Raw genomic sequence first — 21,065 nt, forward strand, 5'->3', positions numbered from 1 at the left:
ATTCATTTTAACAGATAATTACGGGAATAGGAATGATTTCATGAGGAAAAGGGTATAGACCATAAGCAGAAGAATTAGGGGGAATAAAAATGAACATAGTTATAGCATTAATTCCGGCAGTGATGTGGGGGATTATGCCATTAGTTGTCTCAAAAATTGGTGGTAAACCGAGGCAGCAAATCATTGGTACAACATTCGGGGCACTAGCTTTCGCAATCGGAGTTTTTATTTTTACAAATCCAGAATATACGGCAACCATAATTATTGCTAGTTTTGTCTCTGGGGCATTTTGGAGCTTAGGCCAAATGAATCAGTTCCGGGCATTTACACAAGTAGGCGTATCAAAAACAATGCCGCTTTCAACCGGAATGCAGTTAGTAGGTACATCACTTTTTGGTGTATTCGCCTTTCATGAGTGGGGTACAACTTCCAAATTAGTATTAGGATTTTCCGCATTAGCATTAATTATTATCGGGATATTTTTAACAAGTTATCAACAACATAAAGACGAAAGTTCCGGTCAAAATATGAAAAAAGGAATCATCACTTTACTTATTTCATCCGTAGGTTATGTTGGTTATGTCGTCATCACTCGTTGGTTTGATATTAGTGGGTGGGACGCGATTTTACCTCAAGCAATTGGGATGGTAGTCGCAGGATTATTATTCTCTATTAAGTCCGAAGAAAAACGTTTTACAAAGCAAACATGGTTAAATATGATTCCGGGGGTGATGTGGGCTACTGGTAACTTAGCTCTACTTTTCTCAAACAAATTGGTTGGTATCGCTACAGGTTTTTCCCTCTCACAAATGGGCGTAGTCATTTCGACAATTGGAGGAATACTGTTCTTAGGAGAGAAAAAAACCAAGAAAGAACTTATTTTGGTCATTATCGGAGTAGTCTTAGTAATTATCGGTGGAACGATGATTGGAATTGCAAAAAGCTAAGAACAGCTTCCGGTTTGATATAATGCTATACTTAAACTAATCTAAATTAAAGGTGGTAATGTTGATAATGAATGCGAAATTAGAAGTAAATGGTGAACTTGTAAAAGAATCCTATGTTTATTTATTGTCGCGATATCTCGTTTTACGCCAAGAAAATTTTGATACAAAAGAAGATAAAATTCCATATAACACACTTAAACACAATTCGATTTCACCAGCAGATGCCAATTTTGTAAATCCGAACTTTGATGTTGTATATTCAGAAGCTTGGATAGCTGTAGATGACGAAAATGCCGTTATTTTAGAAGTGCCAGAAATAAAAAATCGTTATTACACGGTTCAACTTTTAGATGGTTGGGGTGAGGTAGTAACTAATATCAACGAACGTAATTTCCCAGAGCATCCACATGGAAAATTTGCTTTCGTAAAAAAAGGAACAAATCCTTCCGTCCCAAGTGACGCTGTAAAAATCGAATTACCATCAGAAAAAGTGAAAGTGCTACTTCGTGTAGAACAAAAAGACGACCCAGAAGGCGCAGTAAAACTTCAAAAAGCATTCAAATTCGATGCACCAGACAATATAAAAATCAAAGAACCACTAGAAATACCACATTTTACCAACGCAGATTTCTTATTAGAAGAAATTTATTCCAATTTAGAAGAACTGCTAGCTACTTATCCAGATAAAATGCCAAAAGCAGCTGAATTCCAAGATAAAGCAAGAAAAGTTGCGGCGTACATTGAGCTTGGCGATGAGCAAAAAGCCGAAGTAAGAGATTTAATTGTGAAAGAAGCCATTCCATATTTTACAAATGGTGCAAAAGGATTTGGTACACAAAAAGGCGGATGGTCTGTTACTTACGTAGCTGGCGCGTTCGAAAATGATATTTTAGCACGAGCAATCATTAATTACGGCGGTATTTGGGCGAATTCTATTCAAGAAGCACTATACTTCATCGGTCAAAAAGGTACGGATAATGAGTTATTAACTGGCGATAAAGTTTATAAAATCCATTTTCCTGCAGATGAACTTCCATCAGAACTGGCAGATGCCTTTTGGTCCGTTACCTTATACAGTGTTCCAGATTACCACGTTATTCCAAATAAATTAAACAAATTCTGCATCAATAATTACACAGGTCCAAAACTAAGTGAAGATGGCAGTTTGACGCTCTATATTGCGGCAGAAAAACCTGCTGATGTAGATCCGGGAAACTGGCTACCAAGCAAGGCTGGAAAAGAGTTCTCACTAAACTTCCGTCTATACGTTCCGAAAAAAGAAGTATTGGAAGGGAAAGTATTCTTACCACCGCTTGAAGTTATAAAATAAATCTAATAAGCTAAGTATGAAACTACCAAATTCGGGTGGTAACGTACTTAGCTTTTTTGTGTATAAAAATAAAAACACTTCCACTTTTTGTATTGTAATAGGACTATTTTAAAATCACCTCGTAAAAATTTTACGAGGTGATTTTATTTATTTCTTTTTAAATAAAAGTAATGGGGCGCTGATTAAAAGAAGCAATGCTCCGAAAATAGTTGCTGAAGTACTTTGATCTGTATCACCCGTTTTCGGTAAAGAATTATAAGTTGTTTTCTCTACTGAATTACTAGTAGTAACTTGATCCGCATTTGGTGTCACAATGACTGGTTTATTTACTACAGGGTCAACTGGATTAACCGGATTTACCGGGTCAACCGGATTGACCGGATCAACAACAGGCGTTGGGGCAACGGTATCTTTTTTATAAATATAATCAACGGTTTGCGGGGTATCAGTGAAAGTACCAGTTGCATTTTTTGGTGTGGTTTCTAGAGTGTACCCGCTAATTTTTTTACTTGTAGACTGGTAATTACTATCGATAGTTCCCGTCAATGTGTCTGATTCTGCGAGTTTATTTCCATCGCTATCAAGATAGTTGACCGTTATGTTCGCCCCGGCTACAGGTGCGGGAGTTGCTACATGAACGGTGACATTTACAGTATTTGAGACGTTGCCAGCTTTATCGGTTGCTTGAACATTGACCGAGTAATCACCACTCACTGCTAGATTAACTATGGAAGTAAAATTGCTTGTAAGACTAATAGTGGAGTCGTAATTATCAGTAACGCTAGCATTAATGTCTGTTAAAAATTGCTCTTCTGTAACGTTGCTTCCGAGATTATACGTAACCTCTGTTTTATCTGCTTTGACAACTGGTGCGCTAATATCTTTGGGTTTTAAAGAGCCAGTAGAGGTAGATTTGTTACCAGCTTTGTCTTCGCTTGTAGCTGTTGCGGTCGCAACTAAAGAATCAATTTTTGCTTCCCCGCCTTCACCTGAATAAGAAGTTTTCCAGTCGAACTTTACTTTTGCTTTGGATAAACTGTCCCAACTAGTCACTTTGTCGAATTTAAAAGTAACTGTATTAGTGGAACTATCAAAACTAGTTGTCCCTACTTGGTTTGTAATGTCTTCTCCACCGACAGAAACTTGTAAATCCGTATAGTTCATGCCAGCTGGTAATGCGAGTTTGATTTCCAGTTTATAATCTTCTTGGGTTTGATTCGTTAAAACTGGAAATGTAAGAGTGGATGTATATTTATATGGAACATTCTCGTTAGTATTTTGTAGTAAAGCAATATTATTTGTATCTTGCGTATCAGCGAGTGCGGAAATGGGTGTAAGTGCTATTTGACCGGCCAAGGAACTTAAAATTAAAAGGCTGGCGATGGTTTTTTTCTTCGTGAACATTGGTTAATAACCTCTTTCCTAAAATTGGAATTTAATACAATTTAAATATAGCACTTGAATACTGAGCGGTAGTTTAATTTTAGTAGCTCTACTCTGGCAATTTTTGTCTAAACTATGAACAATGAGAATCATAAAAATATAGAGCGGTATTTAAGTGCTTTTTACACCGAAAGCCTCTACCATCTTCCTGCTATTTCAGCTATAATGAAGTAATTGAAAACTAAATTAAAGTATAAACAAGGAGGAAAAACGATTTGAACATTATGATTGCGCTGATTCCTGCATTACTTTGGGGAACAGTTCCGCTAATTATTACAAAATTTGGCGGTTCAACAAGACAACAAACAATGGGGATGACACTAGGGGCACTCACTTTTGCGGTAATCGTTTTCTTCTTTACTGACCCAGTTTATACGCTTAAAACAGTAGGAATTAGTTTTATAACAGGGTGTTTATGGACTGTGGGTCAGATGTTCCAACTGCAAGCATTCAAAATTATCGGTGTTTCAAAAGCAATGCCGATTTCTACAGGGATGCAATTAGTCGGAACAACACTTTGTGGGGTAATCTTATTTCATGAATGGGATACGACACTTCGGATTATTTTAGGTTTTATTGCACTTGCACTAATTGTCGGCGGGATTTTCTTAACATCCTATGCTGAAAAAGAAGAAGATGGAACTAACGCATTAAAACAAGGTTTAATCACATTATTTATATCTGCTTGTGGTTATGTTGGCTTAGTCGTTCTAATTCAAGGTTTCAAAATCGATGGAATTAACGCGATCTTGCCGCAAGCGATTGGGATGGTTTTAAGTGCGCTAATTATGACGCATAGCGGTGGTACGGAAAAACGTTTCAATAAACGAACACTCTTACTTACTATTCCAGGGATAATCTGGGCGGCTGGGAACGTTGCGATGGTTCACGCTAACCAACTTGTTGGCGTTGCGACTGGTTTTTCACTTTCGCAACTCGGAGTTGTTATCTCAACTATTGGCGGAATCGTACTTTTAAAAGAAAAGAAAACACAAAAAGAAATGTTTTTTGTTATTGTGGGCGTAGTTTTAGTCGTTCTCGGTGGGATTTTAATCGGCGTTGCAAAAGGCGCTTAATTAATTATTTCGTTTAGCGCGAAAAATGATATAATGATACTAATTGTTTTATTTTTAAGGAGGGAATTGTGTTGCCTGAAGAGAAAAATACGTTTTATATTACCACACCAATCTATTATCCAAGCGGAAAAGCGCATATCGGCCATGCTTATACGACTGTTGCGGGGGACGCGATGGCTCGTTATAAACGCTTAAAAGGATATGATGTGTTTTACTTAACTGGAACAGATGAGCACGGTCAAAAAATCCAAGCAAAAGCGAAAGAACGCGGAATTTCTGAACAAGAATACGTGGATGAAATCGCAGAAGGTTTCCAAGAACTTTGGAAAAAACTAGAAATTTCTAATACGGATTTTATTCGTACAACACAAGACCGTCATAAAACATCAGTTGAAAAAATCTTTGAACAACTTTTAGAGCAAGGCGACATTTACTTAGGTGAATACGAAGGTTGGTACTCTGTTTCTGATGAAGAATACTTTACAGAAACACAGTTAGAAGAAGTATATAAAGATGAAAATGGTAAAGTAATCGGCGGAAAAGCCCCAAGTGGCAATGAAGTCGAACTTGTTAAAGAAGAATCCTACTTCTTCCGTATGAGTAAATATGCGGACCGTTTAGTAGAATATTATAATTCCCATCCAGAATTTATCCTTCCTGAATCTAGAAAAAATGAAATGATTAATAATTTCATCAAACCTGGTTTGGAAGATTTAGCTGTATCTAGAACAACTTTTGATTGGGGTATTAAAGTTCCTGGCAATCCAAAACATGTCGTTTATGTATGGATTGATGCGCTTTCTAACTATATTACTGCGCTTGGATATAATACGGACAATGACACGAAATTCCAAAAATACTGGCCTGCTGATGTGCAAATTGTTGGGAAAGAAATTGTTCGTTTCCATACAATTTATTGGCCAATTATGTTGATGGCGCTAGACTTACCACTTCCAAAAATGGTGTTTGGCCACGGCTGGATTCTAATGAAAGACGGTAAAATGTCGAAATCCAAAGGTAACGTAGTAGATCCTTACATGCTGATTGACCGTTACGGCCTAGACGCGCTTCGTTATTACTTACTACGTGAAGTTCCATTTGGCTCAGATGGTTTATTTACACCAGAAGATTTTGTTGACCGTGTAAACTATGACCTTGCCAACGATTTAGGAAACTTACTTAATCGTACAGTAGCAATGATTAATAAATACTTTGATGGCGAAATCCCAGCTTATCAAGGCAATGTCACTGAATTTGACCAAACATTAGTAGATTTCAAAAACAATGTAGTGAAGGAATACGAAGCTAGCATGGAGCACATGCAATTTTCTGTAGCCCTAAACCAACTTTGGTCACTTGTTTCTCGCACAAATAAATATATCGACGAAACTGCTCCGTGGGCACTTGCCAAAGAGGAAGAAAAACGTGCAGAACTTGCGAGCGTAATGACTCATTTAGCAGAGAATTTACGTATTATCGCGGTACTTTTGCAACCATTCTTGACAAGAACTCCAGGAGAAATCTTCTTACAACTAGGTTTACAAGAAGAAAACTTGAAAAAATGGGATAGCATTTACGGATACGGTGAAATTCCAGCAGGCACAACGGTGGTGAAAAAAGGTACGCCAATTTTCCCAAGACTTGATGCGGAAGTGGAAGTTACTTATATTCAAGATGAAATGAAAGGCTCTGCGCCAGCTCCTGCCGAAGAAGTGGCGGAAGTAGAAGCGCTTGAAACTCCGCAAATCGGCATTGAAGATTTCGACAAAATCGATCTTCGCGTTGCAGAAGTAAAACAAGTAGATAAAGTGAAAAAAGCAGATAAACTTCTTTGCTTCCAATTAGACTTAGGGGAAGGAAAACTGCGCCAAGTGCTTTCGGGCATTGCAGAATTCTATCAACCAGAAGAGTTAATTGGCAAAAAAGTAATCGTCGTTTCTAACTTAAAACCTGTAAAACTTCGCGGATTAATGAGTGAAGGCATGATTCTTTCAGGCGAAAAAGATGGCAAACTAAGTGTAATTGAAGCAAGTAGCGCACTTCCAAACGGTGCAAAAGTAAAATAATAACAATGAGTCCTAATTCACTTGAGTTAGGGCTCATTTTTCTCGTTTGAAAAAAACTTTAAAAAAAGATTGCATATTGCAAACGATTACAATATAATGTAACTATACTTACTTAATTCAATGAACGAAGTAAGTGGTCATCCAGAAGTAAAGGAGCCTGAAAATGGATATCTTAAGAAAAGGGAATAAAGATTTAATTAAAGACATAAACCGCTACACCGTGCTGAATTTAATCCGCGAAAAAGGAGAAATCACACGGACTGAGATAGCAAAAAAATGCGATTTTGGGATGTCTACATTAACGTATATTTTAGATGATTTACAGCAAGAAGGCATTATTTTGGAAGGTGCCGAAACATCATCTACTGGAGGCAGACGTGCCAAGTTAGTAAGATTTAATAAAGATTATGGATTTGTTGTTAGCGTCAAAGTAGAAGAGGAACAACTCCTTTTTGCGTTGACTGATTTAAATGCAGACATCATTGAAAATACTTCTATACCATTTTCCTCGGAGAAAAAACCAGAAGAAGCAATTGATTTAATTGCTAAAAATGTGAAAAAGATGTGTGAAAACAGAGATATGAACCATTTGCTAGGTGTTGGAATTGCGATTTCTGGTCTAGTTAATCGCAAAAAAGGCACAGTTATCCGCTCAACGATGTTAGGGTGGGAAAATGTCGCTTTAGAAGCAATGCTACATACTCACTTCCCGGATATTCCAGTGTACGTAGATAAAAATATAAACTGCTATACACTCGCGGAACTATGGTTAGGTGAAGGGAAACAATCAAATAATTTTGCAACAGTTTCCGTTGGGGCTGGACTTGGTTTATCCGTTGTTATTAATCGCCAAATTTATTACGGTGCACAGGGTGGAGCCGGTGAATTTGGACATACAACGATTCAGCCAGGCGGATACAAATGTCACTGTGGTCAAAAAGGATGCTTAGAAATGTACGCATCCGAATTTTATTTCCGAAATCGTGGCGAAGAATTAAAAGAAGCTTATCCCACATCAGAATTAAATGATTTTCATTTTGACAAAGTGGCGAAAAGTGCCCGTGCTGGAGACGAAATGGCGACGGAACTTATGGGTAAAATGGGTGAATATTTAGGATACGGGATTCGAAATATCATCAATACTTTCAACCCAGAAAAAGTAATTATTGTTGGTGAAGGTTTGCATCATAGAGATTTATTCTTAACTAAAATTGATGAAATTGCATCACAAAACTTTTTTCAGGGGCTGGCTTCGAAACGGAAATTACAACAACTTCTCTAGAGGATCCTGCATGGTTACAAGGTGCGGCTTTACTAGTCATTCACCAATTATTCCAAGTGCCAATCTATGAAGAAGAACAAACGTTACTACGTTAAAAAGCATATAAATTATTTCAGGAGGTTATTTTTACATGGTTGGTATGACTAGAAAGAAAACACTCTTTTGGCTATGCATATTCTTGCTACCCAATTTACTAGGTTTTCTCATTTTTATTGCAATCCCAATCCTCGGCTCGCTCGGTATCAGTTTTACCGATTGGGACCTAGTGAGTACAATTCACTTTACTGGATTTGAAAATTACAAAAGACTATTTAATGACCCAGAATTTTGGAAATCGTTTAGAAATACAATCACGTTCATCATCGGTTATTTGCCAAGTGTTATGATTCTTGGCCTTGCGTGTGCCTTGATGCTGAACCAAAAAATTAAATTAAGACCATTTTTCCGAGCAGTGTACTTCTTACCCGTGATCACTTCATGGGTAGCAGTTTCACTCGTTTGGAAATGGCTATTCAATCCTTCGTACGGTCTGATCAATTACTTCTTATCTTTAATTGGTATTGCAGGACCGAACTGGTTAACAGATCCACAAACGGCGATGATTGCAGTTATTATTACTAGTGCGTGGAAAGATATTGGTTTCGTTATGGTACTATTCCTCGGTGGTTTGCAAAATATTTCACCATCGTATTACGAAGCTGCCAATATGGACGGAGCATCAAAACTTCGCCAATTATTCTCTATTACTATCCCGCTTCTTACTCCGACTACATTCTTTGTGACGATAATTTCGCTTATCAACTCATTCCAGGTGTTCGACCAAGTGATGATTATGACAGAAGGTGGTCCAAGTGGAGCGACGATGACCCTAGTCCAAAACATTTACAACCATGCATTTAGATACTTCGAAATGGGCTATGCTTCCGCGATGAGTTGGATATTGTTTATTGTTATTTTCATCATTACAATTATTCAAAATAAACTTCAAAAAAGGTGGTCCAATTACTAATGAAAACAGAAAAAAGTGGTTCACCAAAATGGCAACTATTTAAAAATATTCTTACCTATACAATCATCTGTCTTGGTGGAATTATCATGCTTATGCCGTTTGTTTGGATGGTATCAACTGCATTCAAAACAGGCGCAGCGAACATGGTATTACCGCCACAATTTATTCCTAAAGAACCGACAACTGCGAACTTCACTCAAGTATTTGAAATGTTCCCAATGTTGCGATTTTTAGTCAACTCCGTGGTCGTTGCAGTTGTAACGACACTTGGTCAAATGCTGTTTTGTTCAATGGCAGCGTATGCCTTTGCAAGAATCCCTTTCTGGGGTCGCGATAAATTATTTTTACTTTACTTGGCGACGATGATGGTGCCAGCTCAAGTTACAATGATTCCGCAGTTTATCTTGATGAAACAATTTGGCTGGTTGGATTCGTATGCTGGTTTGATTGTACCCGCACTATTCAGCGTTTTCGGGACATTCTTATTACGTCAAGCATTCATGGGAATTCCGAAAGAACTGGAAGAAGCTGCATTTATGGACGGTGCCAATCATTTTACTATTTTCCGAAAAGTTATCTTACCACTTGCAAAACCTACTTTTGCCACACTCGGAATTTTAACTTTTATGCAATCTTGGAACAGTTATTTATGGCCATTAATCGTGACAAGTTCACAAGAAATGGCAACGTTACCTCTAGGTCTATCTCTTTTACAAGGTAGATATGGGACGAATTACGGCTTAATGATGGCGGGAGTACTTATTAGTGTTATCCCGATTTTAGCAGTGTACCTTTTTGCTCAAAAATATTTCATCCAAGGAATGGCAATGAGCGGAATGAAAGAATAAAAAACCAACAAAAAAGGAGTGTTACAAATGAAAAAAGGTTTATTATTGTTAATGGTAGTTGTACTGTCTGTATTTGGTCTTTCGGCTTGTGGCGGTGGCAGTAGTAGTGGCGATAAAACAGAAATAACGTATTATCAATTCTCTGCACCAGCTGATGGAAAAGCACTTGATGAAATGGTAAAAGAATTTGAAAAGCAAAACCCGGATATTAAAGTGAACGTTCAAACAATCGCATTTAATGATTACTTCACGAAGCTGCAAACGCAAATCGCAGGTGGAGATGCTCCAGATGCCTTTGAACTTAACTACGAAACATTCATGCAATATGCTGAAAAAGGTGTACTTGCAGATTTAACAAGCTATATCGAAAAAGATAAAGATTTTGATCCATCTACGCTTAACAAACAAGCCTACGATGCTTTCAAATATGACGGTAAACAATACGGCATGGTAGAAAGTTTCTCCAACGTTGTAACAATTTACAATAAAGACCTTTTTGATAAAGCCGGCGTTGAATACCCGACAGCTGACTGGACTTGGAAAGACGAAGAAGCAGCAGCGAAAAAATTAACAGACGCTAAAAATAAAGTTTGGGGAACTTCCCAACCAGTAACAATGAACGAATTCTACAAAGTAGCAGCGCAAAATGGTGGTTCGATTTTCAACGAAGACTTAACGAAAACAACTATCAACAGTCCTGAAAATGTGGCAGCATTAACTCACTTAACAAATGAAGTGACAGATTCAAAAGTGGCGCCTTCACCAGCTGATTTATCTGGCCAATTACCAGAAGATTTATTCATGAATGGTCAAATCGCAATGCTTCACACAGGTATTTGGTTGTTCGATATGTTCCAAGACGCTCCGTTCAAATGGGATGTACAAGTAGAAGCAGGAAACACGCAAAAAGCAACTCACTTCTTCGCAAACGGCATTGGTGTTTCTAAAGACTCCGATAAAAAAGAAGCAGCCTTCAAATTCGCTTCCTTCATGAGCGCGAACGAAGAAGCAGCGAAAATCAGAATTGATAATAACTGGGAACTTCCAGCGACTGAAAACAAAGAAATTTTACAACCATATTTAGATGCAACTCCTCCAGATAACAGAGAAGCAGTATTCGAATCTCTACAATATATGGTATTACCTCCAGTTGTGAAAGATTGGAACAAAATCAGTGACTATACAAACTCTGAATTCGAAAAAGTATTAAATGGTGATTCTACTCCAGAAAAAGCACTGAAAAATAGCGAAGACAACATCAACAAAACAATGGGATTTAAATAAGTAAAACGAGTGGCAGGGACGTTTGTAAGTATTTTTACAAATTAGACTGCCACTTTAGTATATCCAAGAAAGGAAATAGAACATGTCTAAATTCACAAAATTGATGCAGGGTTACTTGCATTTAATAGAAGGAAAAAATGAAAAAATCAAACCAATCCTGCTGGAAACAAAACCTAACTTTACAACTGATTCAGTCCTTGAAACCGCTTCTTGGCTATGGCTTAGCAGTAAAATCAACCATTATGACAGAGAAGAAGTAGAGCCAGTAATTGCATTTTTAGTTGAAAATTGGAATCGTCCTGAAAAGTCTATTTGGGGTTCAGCTGAAAATGATATTTATTTAGCAACTATTTCAAGTGTATACTCTGCATTATTAGATGTGAAAAACACTTTTCCAAAACCGGAGTTACAACAAACGATTACAATTATCCGCGACTATTGTTTTGATAATTTATTAAAAGGCGATAGCATTCTTACTGGTTTTAACACGCGGAAAGTGTCAACCGACCAGCTTTTATCCGTGCTTCCGTTTGGTCTATTTTCGCCTGAAGATCTTGTAATGGTGGCGGCTGTTGGCAAAATGGAACAACAATTAGTGCAAGATGATGGGGTATTGCCTTATTCAGGAGCACCAAGAGTTAATTCCTTTGCAACGGCTCTAATGGCGCTATATTTCTTAGAAAAAAGTGACCAAGATAAAGCTTTACACTATTTGAATATGGCAATGAAGATGGAAGATAATGACGAACTTGGCGCGATTTTTATTGAAATTAACCAAGCATTCCGGGCGATGGAAAGTGAAGTAACAGCGCATATTTCACACGATCCTTTTGGGCATGAAAATCGCTATGAGCAACAGTTAACTGAACGCACGCCACATTATCCCGAAACAGAAATGCATTTTTCGGCTGCGTGTGAAGTTATTTCTGAAGTCGAACCAATCCAAGTCGAACTTGTATTAAAAGAAAAAGACTGGACCATTTTATGTGAGAAAAAAGAGAAAAATGATGTCCAAATCTGGGAAGCGCTCGTTCCACCGTTAGAAGAAGTTGGCGAGTATACGTATTATTTCCAGGCGACAATGAAAGACCAAACCACTTTGACATCAGATGATTATAAAGTCGAACCAATTTGGAAACACTGGTCAGAGGAAGCGGCAATTTGTGAAACAGAGCAAGGCTTAATGGTTTTATTTAAAGAAAATCCATCAAGTATCATCCCGGTCGAGTTCACCGTGAAATCAGATGAACTTGTAATCGGGTTAAAACCTTCGTTTGAAGCGAGCAATGTTAAAACAAAATCATCCGGCCAATTAAAAAAAGATGATTTAGAGATTATCGTTTCAAACAATCCAGTGCGGCTCGAAGTACACTTTAAAGGCAAATTAATTCTAGAATCTCATAAAATTTACCCAGCGTTACAATGGTATACCGATAAAACTGGCACAATCAACAAAGTTAAACTGCATTTAGATGCGCCAAAAGAAGAAGAGTATTACGGCTTCGGTGAACGCTACAATGCATTAGGTCAGCGCGGGAATGTGCTTGATTGCTTTGTTTATAATCAGTACCGCGATCAAGGAACAAGAACCTACATCCCGATGCCGTTTTATCATACGAATCGTGATTATAGTGTGTTCGTTGATACCGCTCGTTACACAAGTTTTGATTTAGGTAACCAACTAGCGGACAAGCATACAATTACAGTAGAAATAAATGGCTGTGATACAGATATTTGTCTTTTAATGGGAGATATTCGTAGTGCAGTAGCTAATTATATGAAAAAAACAGGGAAGCCAGCGATGGTACCAGTTTGGGCGCTTGGACCGTGGATGTCTAGTAATAACTGGGACCGCGAATCTGTCGTTCGAAATGAAGTAGAAACAACGCAAGAGTTGCAAATTCCATCAACGGTTGTCGTGCTCGAACAATGGAGTGATGAAGCGACCTATTATATGTTCAATGACGCCGAATATGACGAAAAAGCACCATCCGAAGCATATTCTTATGATGAAATTAGGTTCCCTTCATGGGGCAGATGGCCAGATCCAAAAGGGATGGTTGACTATATCCATGACAACAAAATGAAGTTAATTCTTTGGCAAATTCCGATTCAAAAATACTTAAACCGTCAACAACACCCACTAAAAGACCGCGAAGAAGCCTATATGATTGAAAAAGGCTACGTCGTTAAAAATCCAGATGGCTCGCCGTACCGTATTCCGGAAAACTGGTTCACAGAAAGCTTGATTATGGATTTCTCCAACGAAGAAGGAAAAAAATGGTGGTTTGATAAACGACAATATTTGATTGATATTGGTGTTGATGGCTTTAAAACAGACGGCGGCGAATTCGTTTTTGGAGAAGGATTGCAGTTTGCTGATGGTAGACGTGGCGATGAAATGCGTAATCTTTATCCAAATGACTATGTGGAAGCTTATTATCAATTTGCGCAACAAAATGATGGCATGACATTTAGTCGCGCTGGCTATACTGGCGCTCAAAACTTCCCGGCGCACTGGGCTGGAGACGAACGTTCCACTTTTGATGCGTTTAGAAGATCGCTCATTGCTGGACTTTCAGCTGGATTTTCTGGAATTCCGTTTTGGAGCTTTGATTTTGCAGGCTTTAACGGTGACATCCCAACTGCCGAGCTATTCATTCGTTCTGCTGAAATGGCTACTTTCTGCCCAATTATGCAGTATCATGCTGAAAGTAAAGCGGAATTTAATCAAGACCGGACACCGTGGAATATTGCTTCACGAACTGGTGACGATTCAGTTATCCCAATTTACCGCCATTTCGCGAATGTTAGAATGAATATTTTACCTTATATTTATAATGAATCATTAAAATGTGTTGAAACTGGTTTGCCGATGATGCGTGCGCTTCTACTGGATTATAAAGAAGATCCGCGTGTTTCTGATATGTATGACCAATACTTATTCGGGGAAGCGATGCTGATTGCACCAGTAATTGAAGACGGCGTGCGCTCCAGAGAAGTTTATCTGCCAGAAGGGACTTGGTATGATTTCTGGAACGGAACAAAAGTGAGCGGACCAACTTTACGAAAATGCAAAGCGGATAAAGAAGAAATTCCAGTTTTCATTCGTGGTGGAAAAGCAGTGCTATGTAATGTAGACGCTACGTTAAAACTCGGCTCATGGGTTGGCAACACAGTGGAAGAATACGATACACCACTACTTAAAATTTATGTAGACGGTGATTTTACCGAAGAAATGACGGACCACTTATCCGAAAAATGGCTAGTAAAAGTAACGGAAAATGCGGACGAAGTAGTTGTTTCTATTCAAACAAACACGCCGGCATATGAAGTTGAAGTAATCGGCACGACCAAAAAAGTGCAAATTAAGAAAGGAAGATAACGATGGATGCTTCCACAAGTTTTGCGATTTTACCATCTAATGTAAAACAAAAAACGGCTTTCCCGAGAAAAGTAAATCAAGTGAAAACGGCTAGTTGGGCGAATAATTGCCTGACTGGCACACTTGATATCGGTCAGTTCAGTTGCTATTTTGTTAATGAAAAAATTGCTCGCGTGACGGTGAACCCATTTGGAGAAGTAGATTTAACACCTTCGATTGCGGCGATTCACGATACGGAAAAACAAGCGGCTAAATTTACAGAAACAACGGACGGCTATGAGCTTCATTTTGCGGATAAAGAGATTATTGTTTGTAAAAATCCTTTCCGAATTAGTATGAAACAAGCTGGGAAGCGTATTTTCCAAACAGAAGGATTGGCAATTAATCGCGATAAAGAACACCAAATTTCTATTCAAAGCGATCCTGGAACAGCGATTTTTGGCCTAGGTGAAAAAACGGGTGCCTTGAATAAAGCTGGCTCGATTATTAGTATGTGGAACACGGATGTATACAGTCCGCATAATAAAGATACAGTGGAGTTATACCAGTCCATTCCTTTCATGATTGCGGATACTGCGGAAACAACCTATGGCTTATTTTATGATAATTCGCATCGTACAGAATTTGATTTCCAAAGTTTTGAAGAAATGTATACGATTTTAGCAGAAGGCGGACAAGCGAATTTATATGTTATTTTTGGTGAAGACACGAAAGAAGTTGTCGCAAACTACACTGATTTAACTGGTAAAACACCACTTCCGCCAAAATGGTCATTAGGTTATCATCAATCAAGGTACAGCTACACCTCGGAAGAAGAAGTGGAACGGATTGCGAATACTTTTAAAGAAAAAGAGATTCCACTCGACTGTGTATTCATGGATATACATTACATGGATGATTTCCGCGTATTCACTTTTAACCCGGATACTTTTCCAAATGGACCAGAGTTGATTGCGCGTCTTCGTGAACAAAATATTGACGTTGTACCGATTGTCGATCCGGGAATTAAAAAAGATGTTGATTATTCTGTTTATCAAGAGGGGATCAAACATAATTATTTCTGCAGTAAATTAGAAGGTTCGATTTATTATGGGGATGTTTGGCCGGGCGTCAGTGCTTTCCCTGATTTTCTAAGTACGACTGTTCAGCGATGGTGGGGCGATTTGCACAAGTTTTACACAGATATAGGTATACGCGGGATTTGGAATGATATGAATGAGCCATCTGTATTTAATGAAAGTAAAACGATGGATTTAGATGTTGTGCATAATCTGGACGGAAAAAATGTAACCCATAAAGAAGCACATAATTTATACGGATTGTATATGAGTAAAGCGACTTTTGAAGGGTTAAAACGGCTTGTGCCAAATGAACGTCCATTTTCGCTCACTCGTGCTGGTTATGCGGGTGTTCAGCGTTATTCGGCGGTTTGGACGGGAGATAATCGCAGTCACTGGGAGCATTTAGAAATGTCGCTACCGATGATTATGAATTTAGGATTATCGGGCGTTGCGTTTACCGGTGCCGATGTTGGTGGATTTTCTTCGGATTGTACGAAAGAAATGTTGATTCGTTGGACGCAAGCTGGGGCCTTTTTACCATATTTCAGAAATCACTGTGTACAAGATAGTATTTACCAAGAGCCCTGGGCGTTTGGTGCGGATGCAGAGAGAATTGTGAAGCAATATATTGAATTGCGCTATGCCTTTTTGCCGTATATTTATACAGAATTCCAAAAAACGGCAGAGAGTGGTTTGCCGCTCGTTCGGCCGCTTTACATGGAGTTTAAAGATGAACGCGATTTAATTCAAGTGAATGATCAATTTATGCTAGGTGAAAATATCCTCGTTGCGCCAATCGTTCGCGAAGGCCAAGTGAAGCGCTTAGTTCGATTGCCAAAAGGGCTTTGGTTTAATTATTGGACGAAAGAACAGTTAGTGGGCGGCGACTATATTATCGCAGACGCGCCGATTGATACCATGCCAATTTATATTAAAGCAGGAACAATTCTGCCAGTTGGTAGCAGCGTTCAAAATACAAAAGAGACGCAAGAATTGGCATTAGAGGTTTACTTAGATGGCGACGCGGCAAGCGGTTACGTGTATAATGATGATGGGAAAAGTTACCAATATGAAAGCGGCGCAGTATCCAAAACAACACTCACAGCTACTTTCAAAAATGGTGAAGTACAAATAAATGCCAACCATCAAGGCGAGGAAAAACTACAACAAAAAGTAACTACAATACAAGTTTTTGGAGAAAAAATAGACAAAATTACAAGGGCGGGAATTTAATCAATGAAAGAAAAAGACTGGTGGAAAAAAAGCGTAGTGTACCAAATCTATCCAAAAAGTTTTAATGATTCGAATGGCGATGGAGTCGGTGATATTCAAGGAATTATCGAGAAATTAGATTATTTAAAAGAGCTTGGCGTGGACGTTATCTGGTTGTCCCCTGTATACGATTCGCCACAAGACGACAATGGTTATGATATTCGTGATTATCAAAAAATTTACGAAGAATATGGCGACATGGCGACTTTTGATCAATTACTTCAAGGTTTACACGACCGCGATATGAAACTCGTAATGGACTTAGTTGTAAACCATACTTCTGATGAACACAAGTGGTTTGAAGAATCTCGGAAATCCAAAGATAACCCATATCGCGATTACTATTTCTGGCGCGAAGAAAACGAAATCAACAACTGGGGTTCGATTTTCAGCGGTCCAGCATGGGAATTAGACGAAAAAACAGGCGAGTACTATTTACACCTGTTCTCCAAAAAACAACCTGATTTAAACTGGGAAAACCCTAAATTACGCCAAGATGTATATAATATGATGAAATTCTGGCTAGATAAAGGCATTGATGGTTTCCGCATGGACGTAATTAATTTTATTTCCAAAAACACCGATTTCCCAGATGGCCCAGTGCCAGATGGTCAAATTTACGGTGATGCTGGCAATGATTTCTGCAATGGACCGCGTATCCATGAGTTCTTGCAAGAAATGAACCAAGAAGTTACTTCTAAATACGATGTGATGACTGTTGGGGAAATGCCTGGTGCTAGTACAACCGACGCGCAAATTTATACGAACCCAGCAAATAACGAAGTCGATATGATTTTTACATTTGAGCATATGAACTTAGATTCCGATGGCGACAATAAATGGGATCTAAAACCAATCTACTTACCAGATTTAAAAGAAAATATGTCTGAATGGCAAGTGGCGCTTCAAGAAAACGGCTGGAATAGCTTATATTGGAATAATCATGACCAACCGCGTATCGTTTCTCGTTTTGGGAATGACAATCGTTTCCGCGTTCGTTCAGCGAAAATGCTCGCAACTTGTCTGCATATGATGAAAGGAACACCATATATTTATCAAGGTGAAGAAATCGGGATGACGAATGTTCATTTTGAAACACTAGATGATTACCGTGATATCGAAACGCTAAACATGTATAAAGAGCGTAAGGAGCAAGGACACAGCCATGAAAGCATCATGCAGTCGATTTACACAAAAGGCCGTGACAATGCGAGAACGCCGTACCAGTGGGATAATAGCGAGAATGCTGGCTTCACAACCGGAACGCCTTGGCTTAAAGTCAACCCGCGCTATACAGAAATCAACAACGAAGAAGCGCTGAAAAACCCAGACTCCATTTTCTACTACTACCAAAATCTTATTAAGTTACGAAAAACGACTGAAATCATCACAACTGGTAATTATCGCTTGTTGTTACCTAAAGATGAAGCGATTTTTGCATATGAACGCTACACAGAAAATGAAAAATTAGTTGTTTTATGTAATTTCACAGAAGAAGAACAAGTTATTTCTGATGAAACCATTTTGAACGAAATCCAAAAAGGTTCTGTTCTTGTAAACAATGTTCCTAATATTATAGAAGGAACTTTACGACCTTACGAAGCAATCGTTTATCAAATCAAGTAAATCACTGGAAAAGCCACCTCATATTAGGTGGCTTTTTTTGTATGCATCAAAAATTATAGTATAATAGAAGGAAATGATTTTATTAGGAGGAATTCCCTTGCTATTTGACACGCATGTACACCTCAATGACGAGGCTTTTGACGATGATATAGAAGAAGTAATAAAACGCGCACAGGAAAACGATGTGACTCGTATGGCTGTCGTAGGCTTTAATAAAGAAACGATTGACCGGGCGCTTGAATTAGCCGAGAAATATGATTTTATCTCATTAATCGTCGGCTGGCACCCTACGGACGCTATTACATTCACGGATGCAGATTTAGAATGGCTCCGCGATTTAGCACTTACACACCCGAAAGTAGTTGCTTTAGGGGAAATGGGCTTAGATTATCACTGGGATACTTCGCCAAAAGAAACGCAATTTGAGGTTTTTAGAAAACAAATCCGTTTAGCGAAAGAAGTGAATTTACCGATAGTCATTCACAACCGCGAAGCAACAGAAGATGTTGTACGTATTTTGCAAGAAGAACACGCAGAAGAAGTTGGCGGGATTATGCATTGTTTTGGTGAAACTGTCGAAGTAATGGAAGCTTGCCTAGCGATGAATTTTTACATTTCATTCGGTGGAACAGTCACTTTCAAAAACGCAAAATTACCAAAAATTGCAGCCCAAGCTATACCAATTGACCGTTTATTAATAGAAACTGACGCGCCTTACCTAGCTCCAACTCCAAATCGCGGAAAAAGAAATGAACCTGGATACGTCAAGTTAGTTGCCGAAAAAATTGCAGAACTGAAAGAAATGAAATATAGCGAAATCGCTACGCACTCAACAGAAAACGCAAAAAGACTATTTAAAATAAAAGATTGATTGTAACACAATTGTAATATAAGGCCCAGTCTGTAACCCAATCTTAAGCTTCGTGTAGATAAAAATCATGACTGGGACAAAAACCCTTATTTTATGCCTACGACCAGAGACGTAGAAAAATGACACATTTCTGTTACATTTGACACTTTAAAAGAATAATATATTTTAAAATGGCTTTATATCAACGTTTATTCGATAAGTTTGCGAAGGTGTGAACAATCTCTATAAAAAATTGACAGTTCTTCCCTCCCCTGTATATAATCACTAGCGAAGTAGAAAGGGGAGAAATACATGACCATGGAAAACAGCAGTAACGTAGCCCAATCATCAAAATGGAAACTACCAATCATGATTGCAGGATTTGTTATTGTAGTAGCATTGGTTTTTTATTTCGTTTTCGAAGGAACTAAAAACGATATCACTATAGTAAACGCTGGTGAAAAAATTGAATCAAGAACACATGCTAAAACTGTTTCAGAAGCATTAGACGAAGCAGGCATTAAAGTAAGTGAACGTGATGAAATTGCTCCAGGAAAAAATGCAGAAATCAAAGACGGTATGGAAATCAAATATTTACCAGCTCGTCAAATTACAATAAATGATAATGGTACTAAAAAAGACGTTTGGAGCACAAAAACAAACGTAGCAGACTTGCTTAAAGATGAAAATATTACAACTCGTCCGCAAGATGTGTTAAACGTAGCATTAGACACTAAATTAAAAGATGGCCTTAAGGTTAACATTGACCGTGCCATTCAACTTTCCTTACAAAACGGAACAAAAAAAGATACAGTATGGACAACAAAAACAAAAGTTAGTGATTTACTAGCTGAGAAAAATATTAAACTTGATCAAGATGACCGCGTGTCACCTGCGAAAGACAGTAACTTAAAAGAAAAAATGACTGTAGAAGTTACATATGTCAATTCAAAAGCAGAAAAGAAAAATGAACAAGTTAAATTCGAAACAGTTTACAAAGAAGACGATAGCCTAAACAAAGGCGTTGAAAAAGTCGTTCAAGAAGGTAAGAACGGCGAAAAAGTTGTTGAGTATAAAGTAACATTTGAAAATGGCAAAGAGAAAAAACGCGATGTCATTAAAGAAAATGTCACTTCTAATAAAACTGATAAAGTAGTTGTACGCGGTACGAAAGAAAAAGTGGTAGCAACACAAGTTTCCACTTCATCTTCATCCGCTTCAAGTTCTTCATCATCAGCTCCATCATCAGGTGGTAAAACTTACAGAATGGAATCTACTGCGTATTCAGGTGGAGGCATTACAGCTTACGGCATTAACCTAAGTGCTAACCCTGGATTAAAAGTAATTGCAGTTGATCCACGAGTTATTCCGCTTGGCTCTAAAGTATGGGTTGAAGGATACGGAGAAGCAATCGCTGGAGATACTGGCGGTGTTATCAAAGGGAATATCGTTGATGTTTATTTCCCAAATGAAAGTCAGTGCTATTCATGGGGTAGAAGAATGGTAACTGTCAAAGTGTTAAACTAAATTTGTATAAAAACGAGGCTGACTCATAGGGCCTCGTTTTTTCTTTGCCCAAAATGTGG

General features: G+C 38.3%; 13 protein-coding genes and 1 pseudogene. 13 read left to right on the forward strand and 1 reads right to left on the reverse strand.

The annotated features are described in order from the left end of the window. Positions 1-89 precede the first annotated feature (89 nt). Together AB2Q86_RS00975 and AB2Q86_RS00980 are read left to right on the forward strand one after the other, a co-directional pair. Positions 90-947, forward strand: coding sequence for a GRP family sugar transporter (locus AB2Q86_RS00975; RefSeq protein WP_003728902.1), 858 nt, complete (start codon positions 90-92; stop codon positions 945-947). A gap of 61 nt (positions 948-1,008) precedes the next feature. Next, positions 1,009-2,277, forward strand: a complete 1,269-nt coding sequence (locus tag AB2Q86_RS00980; RefSeq protein ID WP_077904901.1) for a DUF1214 domain-containing protein — start codon at positions 1,009-1,011, stop codon at positions 2,275-2,277. A gap of 147 nt (positions 2,278-2,424) precedes the next feature. Here AB2Q86_RS00980 and AB2Q86_RS00985 read toward each other — a convergent pair whose 3' ends face one another. Continuing rightward, on the reverse strand, positions 2,425-3,681 hold the full coding sequence (locus tag AB2Q86_RS00985; protein ID WP_012582106.1) for a MucBP domain-containing protein: 1,257 nt from the start codon (positions 3,679-3,681) through the stop codon (positions 2,425-2,427). 254 nt (positions 3,682-3,935) lie between these two features. Between AB2Q86_RS00985 and AB2Q86_RS00990 the strand changes: the two genes are divergently transcribed. From AB2Q86_RS00990 to AB2Q86_RS01040, 11 genes and pseudogenes are all read left to right on the forward strand, one after another. Continuing rightward, positions 3,936-4,796, forward strand: coding sequence for a GRP family sugar transporter (locus tag AB2Q86_RS00990; RefSeq protein ID WP_003728180.1), 861 nt, complete (start codon positions 3,936-3,938; stop codon positions 4,794-4,796). Between the two features lie 65 nt (positions 4,797-4,861). Then, positions 4,862-6,862, forward strand: a complete 2,001-nt coding sequence (gene metG / locus AB2Q86_RS00995; protein ID WP_256026979.1) for a methionine--tRNA ligase — start codon at positions 4,862-4,864, stop codon at positions 6,860-6,862. 163 nt (positions 6,863-7,025) lie between these two features. Then, positions 7,026-8,239 (forward strand): annotated as a pseudogene (locus tag AB2Q86_RS01000) (ROK family protein). 35 nt (positions 8,240-8,274) lie between these two features. Further along, the gene (locus AB2Q86_RS01005; protein WP_003722709.1) at positions 8,275-9,153 is read left to right on the forward strand and encodes a carbohydrate ABC transporter permease; all 879 of its coding nucleotides are present in this window, start codon (positions 8,275-8,277) and stop codon (positions 9,151-9,153) included. Beyond that, complete coding sequence (locus tag AB2Q86_RS01010; RefSeq protein WP_003728178.1) at positions 9,153-10,001, forward strand: carbohydrate ABC transporter permease; 849 nt, start codon at positions 9,153-9,155, stop codon at positions 9,999-10,001. The genes AB2Q86_RS01005 and AB2Q86_RS01010 overlap by 1 nt, the downstream gene beginning before the upstream one ends. A gap of 27 nt (positions 10,002-10,028) precedes the next feature. Beyond that, positions 10,029-11,285, forward strand: a complete 1,257-nt coding sequence (locus tag AB2Q86_RS01015; RefSeq protein ID WP_003725498.1) for a sugar ABC transporter substrate-binding protein — start codon at positions 10,029-10,031, stop codon at positions 11,283-11,285. 82 nt (positions 11,286-11,367) lie between these two features. Next, the gene (locus tag AB2Q86_RS01020) at positions 11,368-14,670 is read left to right on the forward strand and encodes a TIM-barrel domain-containing protein (RefSeq protein WP_012582103.1); all 3,303 of its coding nucleotides are present in this window, start codon (positions 11,368-11,370) and stop codon (positions 14,668-14,670) included. A gap of 2 nt (positions 14,671-14,672) precedes the next feature. Next, positions 14,673-16,964: a glycoside hydrolase family 31 protein gene (locus tag AB2Q86_RS01025; RefSeq protein WP_012582102.1), complete on the forward strand. Its 2,292-nt coding sequence runs from the start codon at positions 14,673-14,675 to the stop codon at positions 16,962-16,964. Positions 16,965-16,967: 3 nt separating this feature from the next. Then, a complete protein-coding gene (locus AB2Q86_RS01030) occupies positions 16,968-18,629 on the forward strand; it encodes an alpha-glucosidase (protein WP_003728895.1) in 1,662 nt (553 codons plus the stop codon). 97 nt (positions 18,630-18,726) lie between these two features. Beyond that, entirely contained in the window at positions 18,727-19,500 is a 774-nt protein-coding gene (locus tag AB2Q86_RS01035; protein WP_012582101.1) for a TatD family hydrolase, read from the forward strand. Positions 19,501-19,791: 291 nt separating this feature from the next. Next, entirely contained in the window at positions 19,792-21,006 is a 1,215-nt protein-coding gene (locus AB2Q86_RS01040; RefSeq protein WP_003728893.1) for a resuscitation-promoting factor, read from the forward strand. The last annotated feature ends 59 nt before the right edge of the window (positions 21,007-21,065 follow it).

The organism is Listeria monocytogenes (assembly GCF_041765605.1).
GTDB classification, from domain to species: domain Bacteria; phylum Bacillota; class Bacilli; order Lactobacillales; family Listeriaceae; genus Listeria; species Listeria monocytogenes_D.

Excerpts from the sequence above, each read along its gene's own strand:
- AB2Q86_RS00975 (WP_003728902.1), top strand. The coding sequence starts at position 90 with ATGAACATAGTTATAGCATTAATTCCGGCAGTGATGTGGGGGATTATG.
- AB2Q86_RS00985 (WP_012582106.1), bottom strand. The coding sequence starts at position 3,681 with ATGTTCACGAAGAAAAAAACCATCGCCAGCCTTTTAATTTTAAGTTCC.
- AB2Q86_RS01005 (WP_003722709.1), top strand. The coding sequence starts at position 8,275 with ATGGTTGGTATGACTAGAAAGAAAACACTCTTTTGGCTATGCATATTC.
- AB2Q86_RS01010 (WP_003728178.1), top strand. The coding sequence starts at position 9,153 with ATGAAAACAGAAAAAAGTGGTTCACCAAAATGGCAACTATTTAAAAAT.
- AB2Q86_RS01015 (WP_003725498.1), top strand. The coding sequence starts at position 10,029 with ATGAAAAAAGGTTTATTATTGTTAATGGTAGTTGTACTGTCTGTATTT.
- AB2Q86_RS01020 (WP_012582103.1), top strand. The coding sequence starts at position 11,368 with ATGTCTAAATTCACAAAATTGATGCAGGGTTACTTGCATTTAATAGAA.
- AB2Q86_RS01025 (WP_012582102.1), top strand. The coding sequence starts at position 14,673 with ATGGATGCTTCCACAAGTTTTGCGATTTTACCATCTAATGTAAAACAA.
- AB2Q86_RS01030 (WP_003728895.1), top strand. The coding sequence starts at position 16,968 with ATGAAAGAAAAAGACTGGTGGAAAAAAAGCGTAGTGTACCAAATCTAT.
- AB2Q86_RS01040 (WP_003728893.1), top strand. The coding sequence starts at position 19,792 with ATGACCATGGAAAACAGCAGTAACGTAGCCCAATCATCAAAATGGAAA.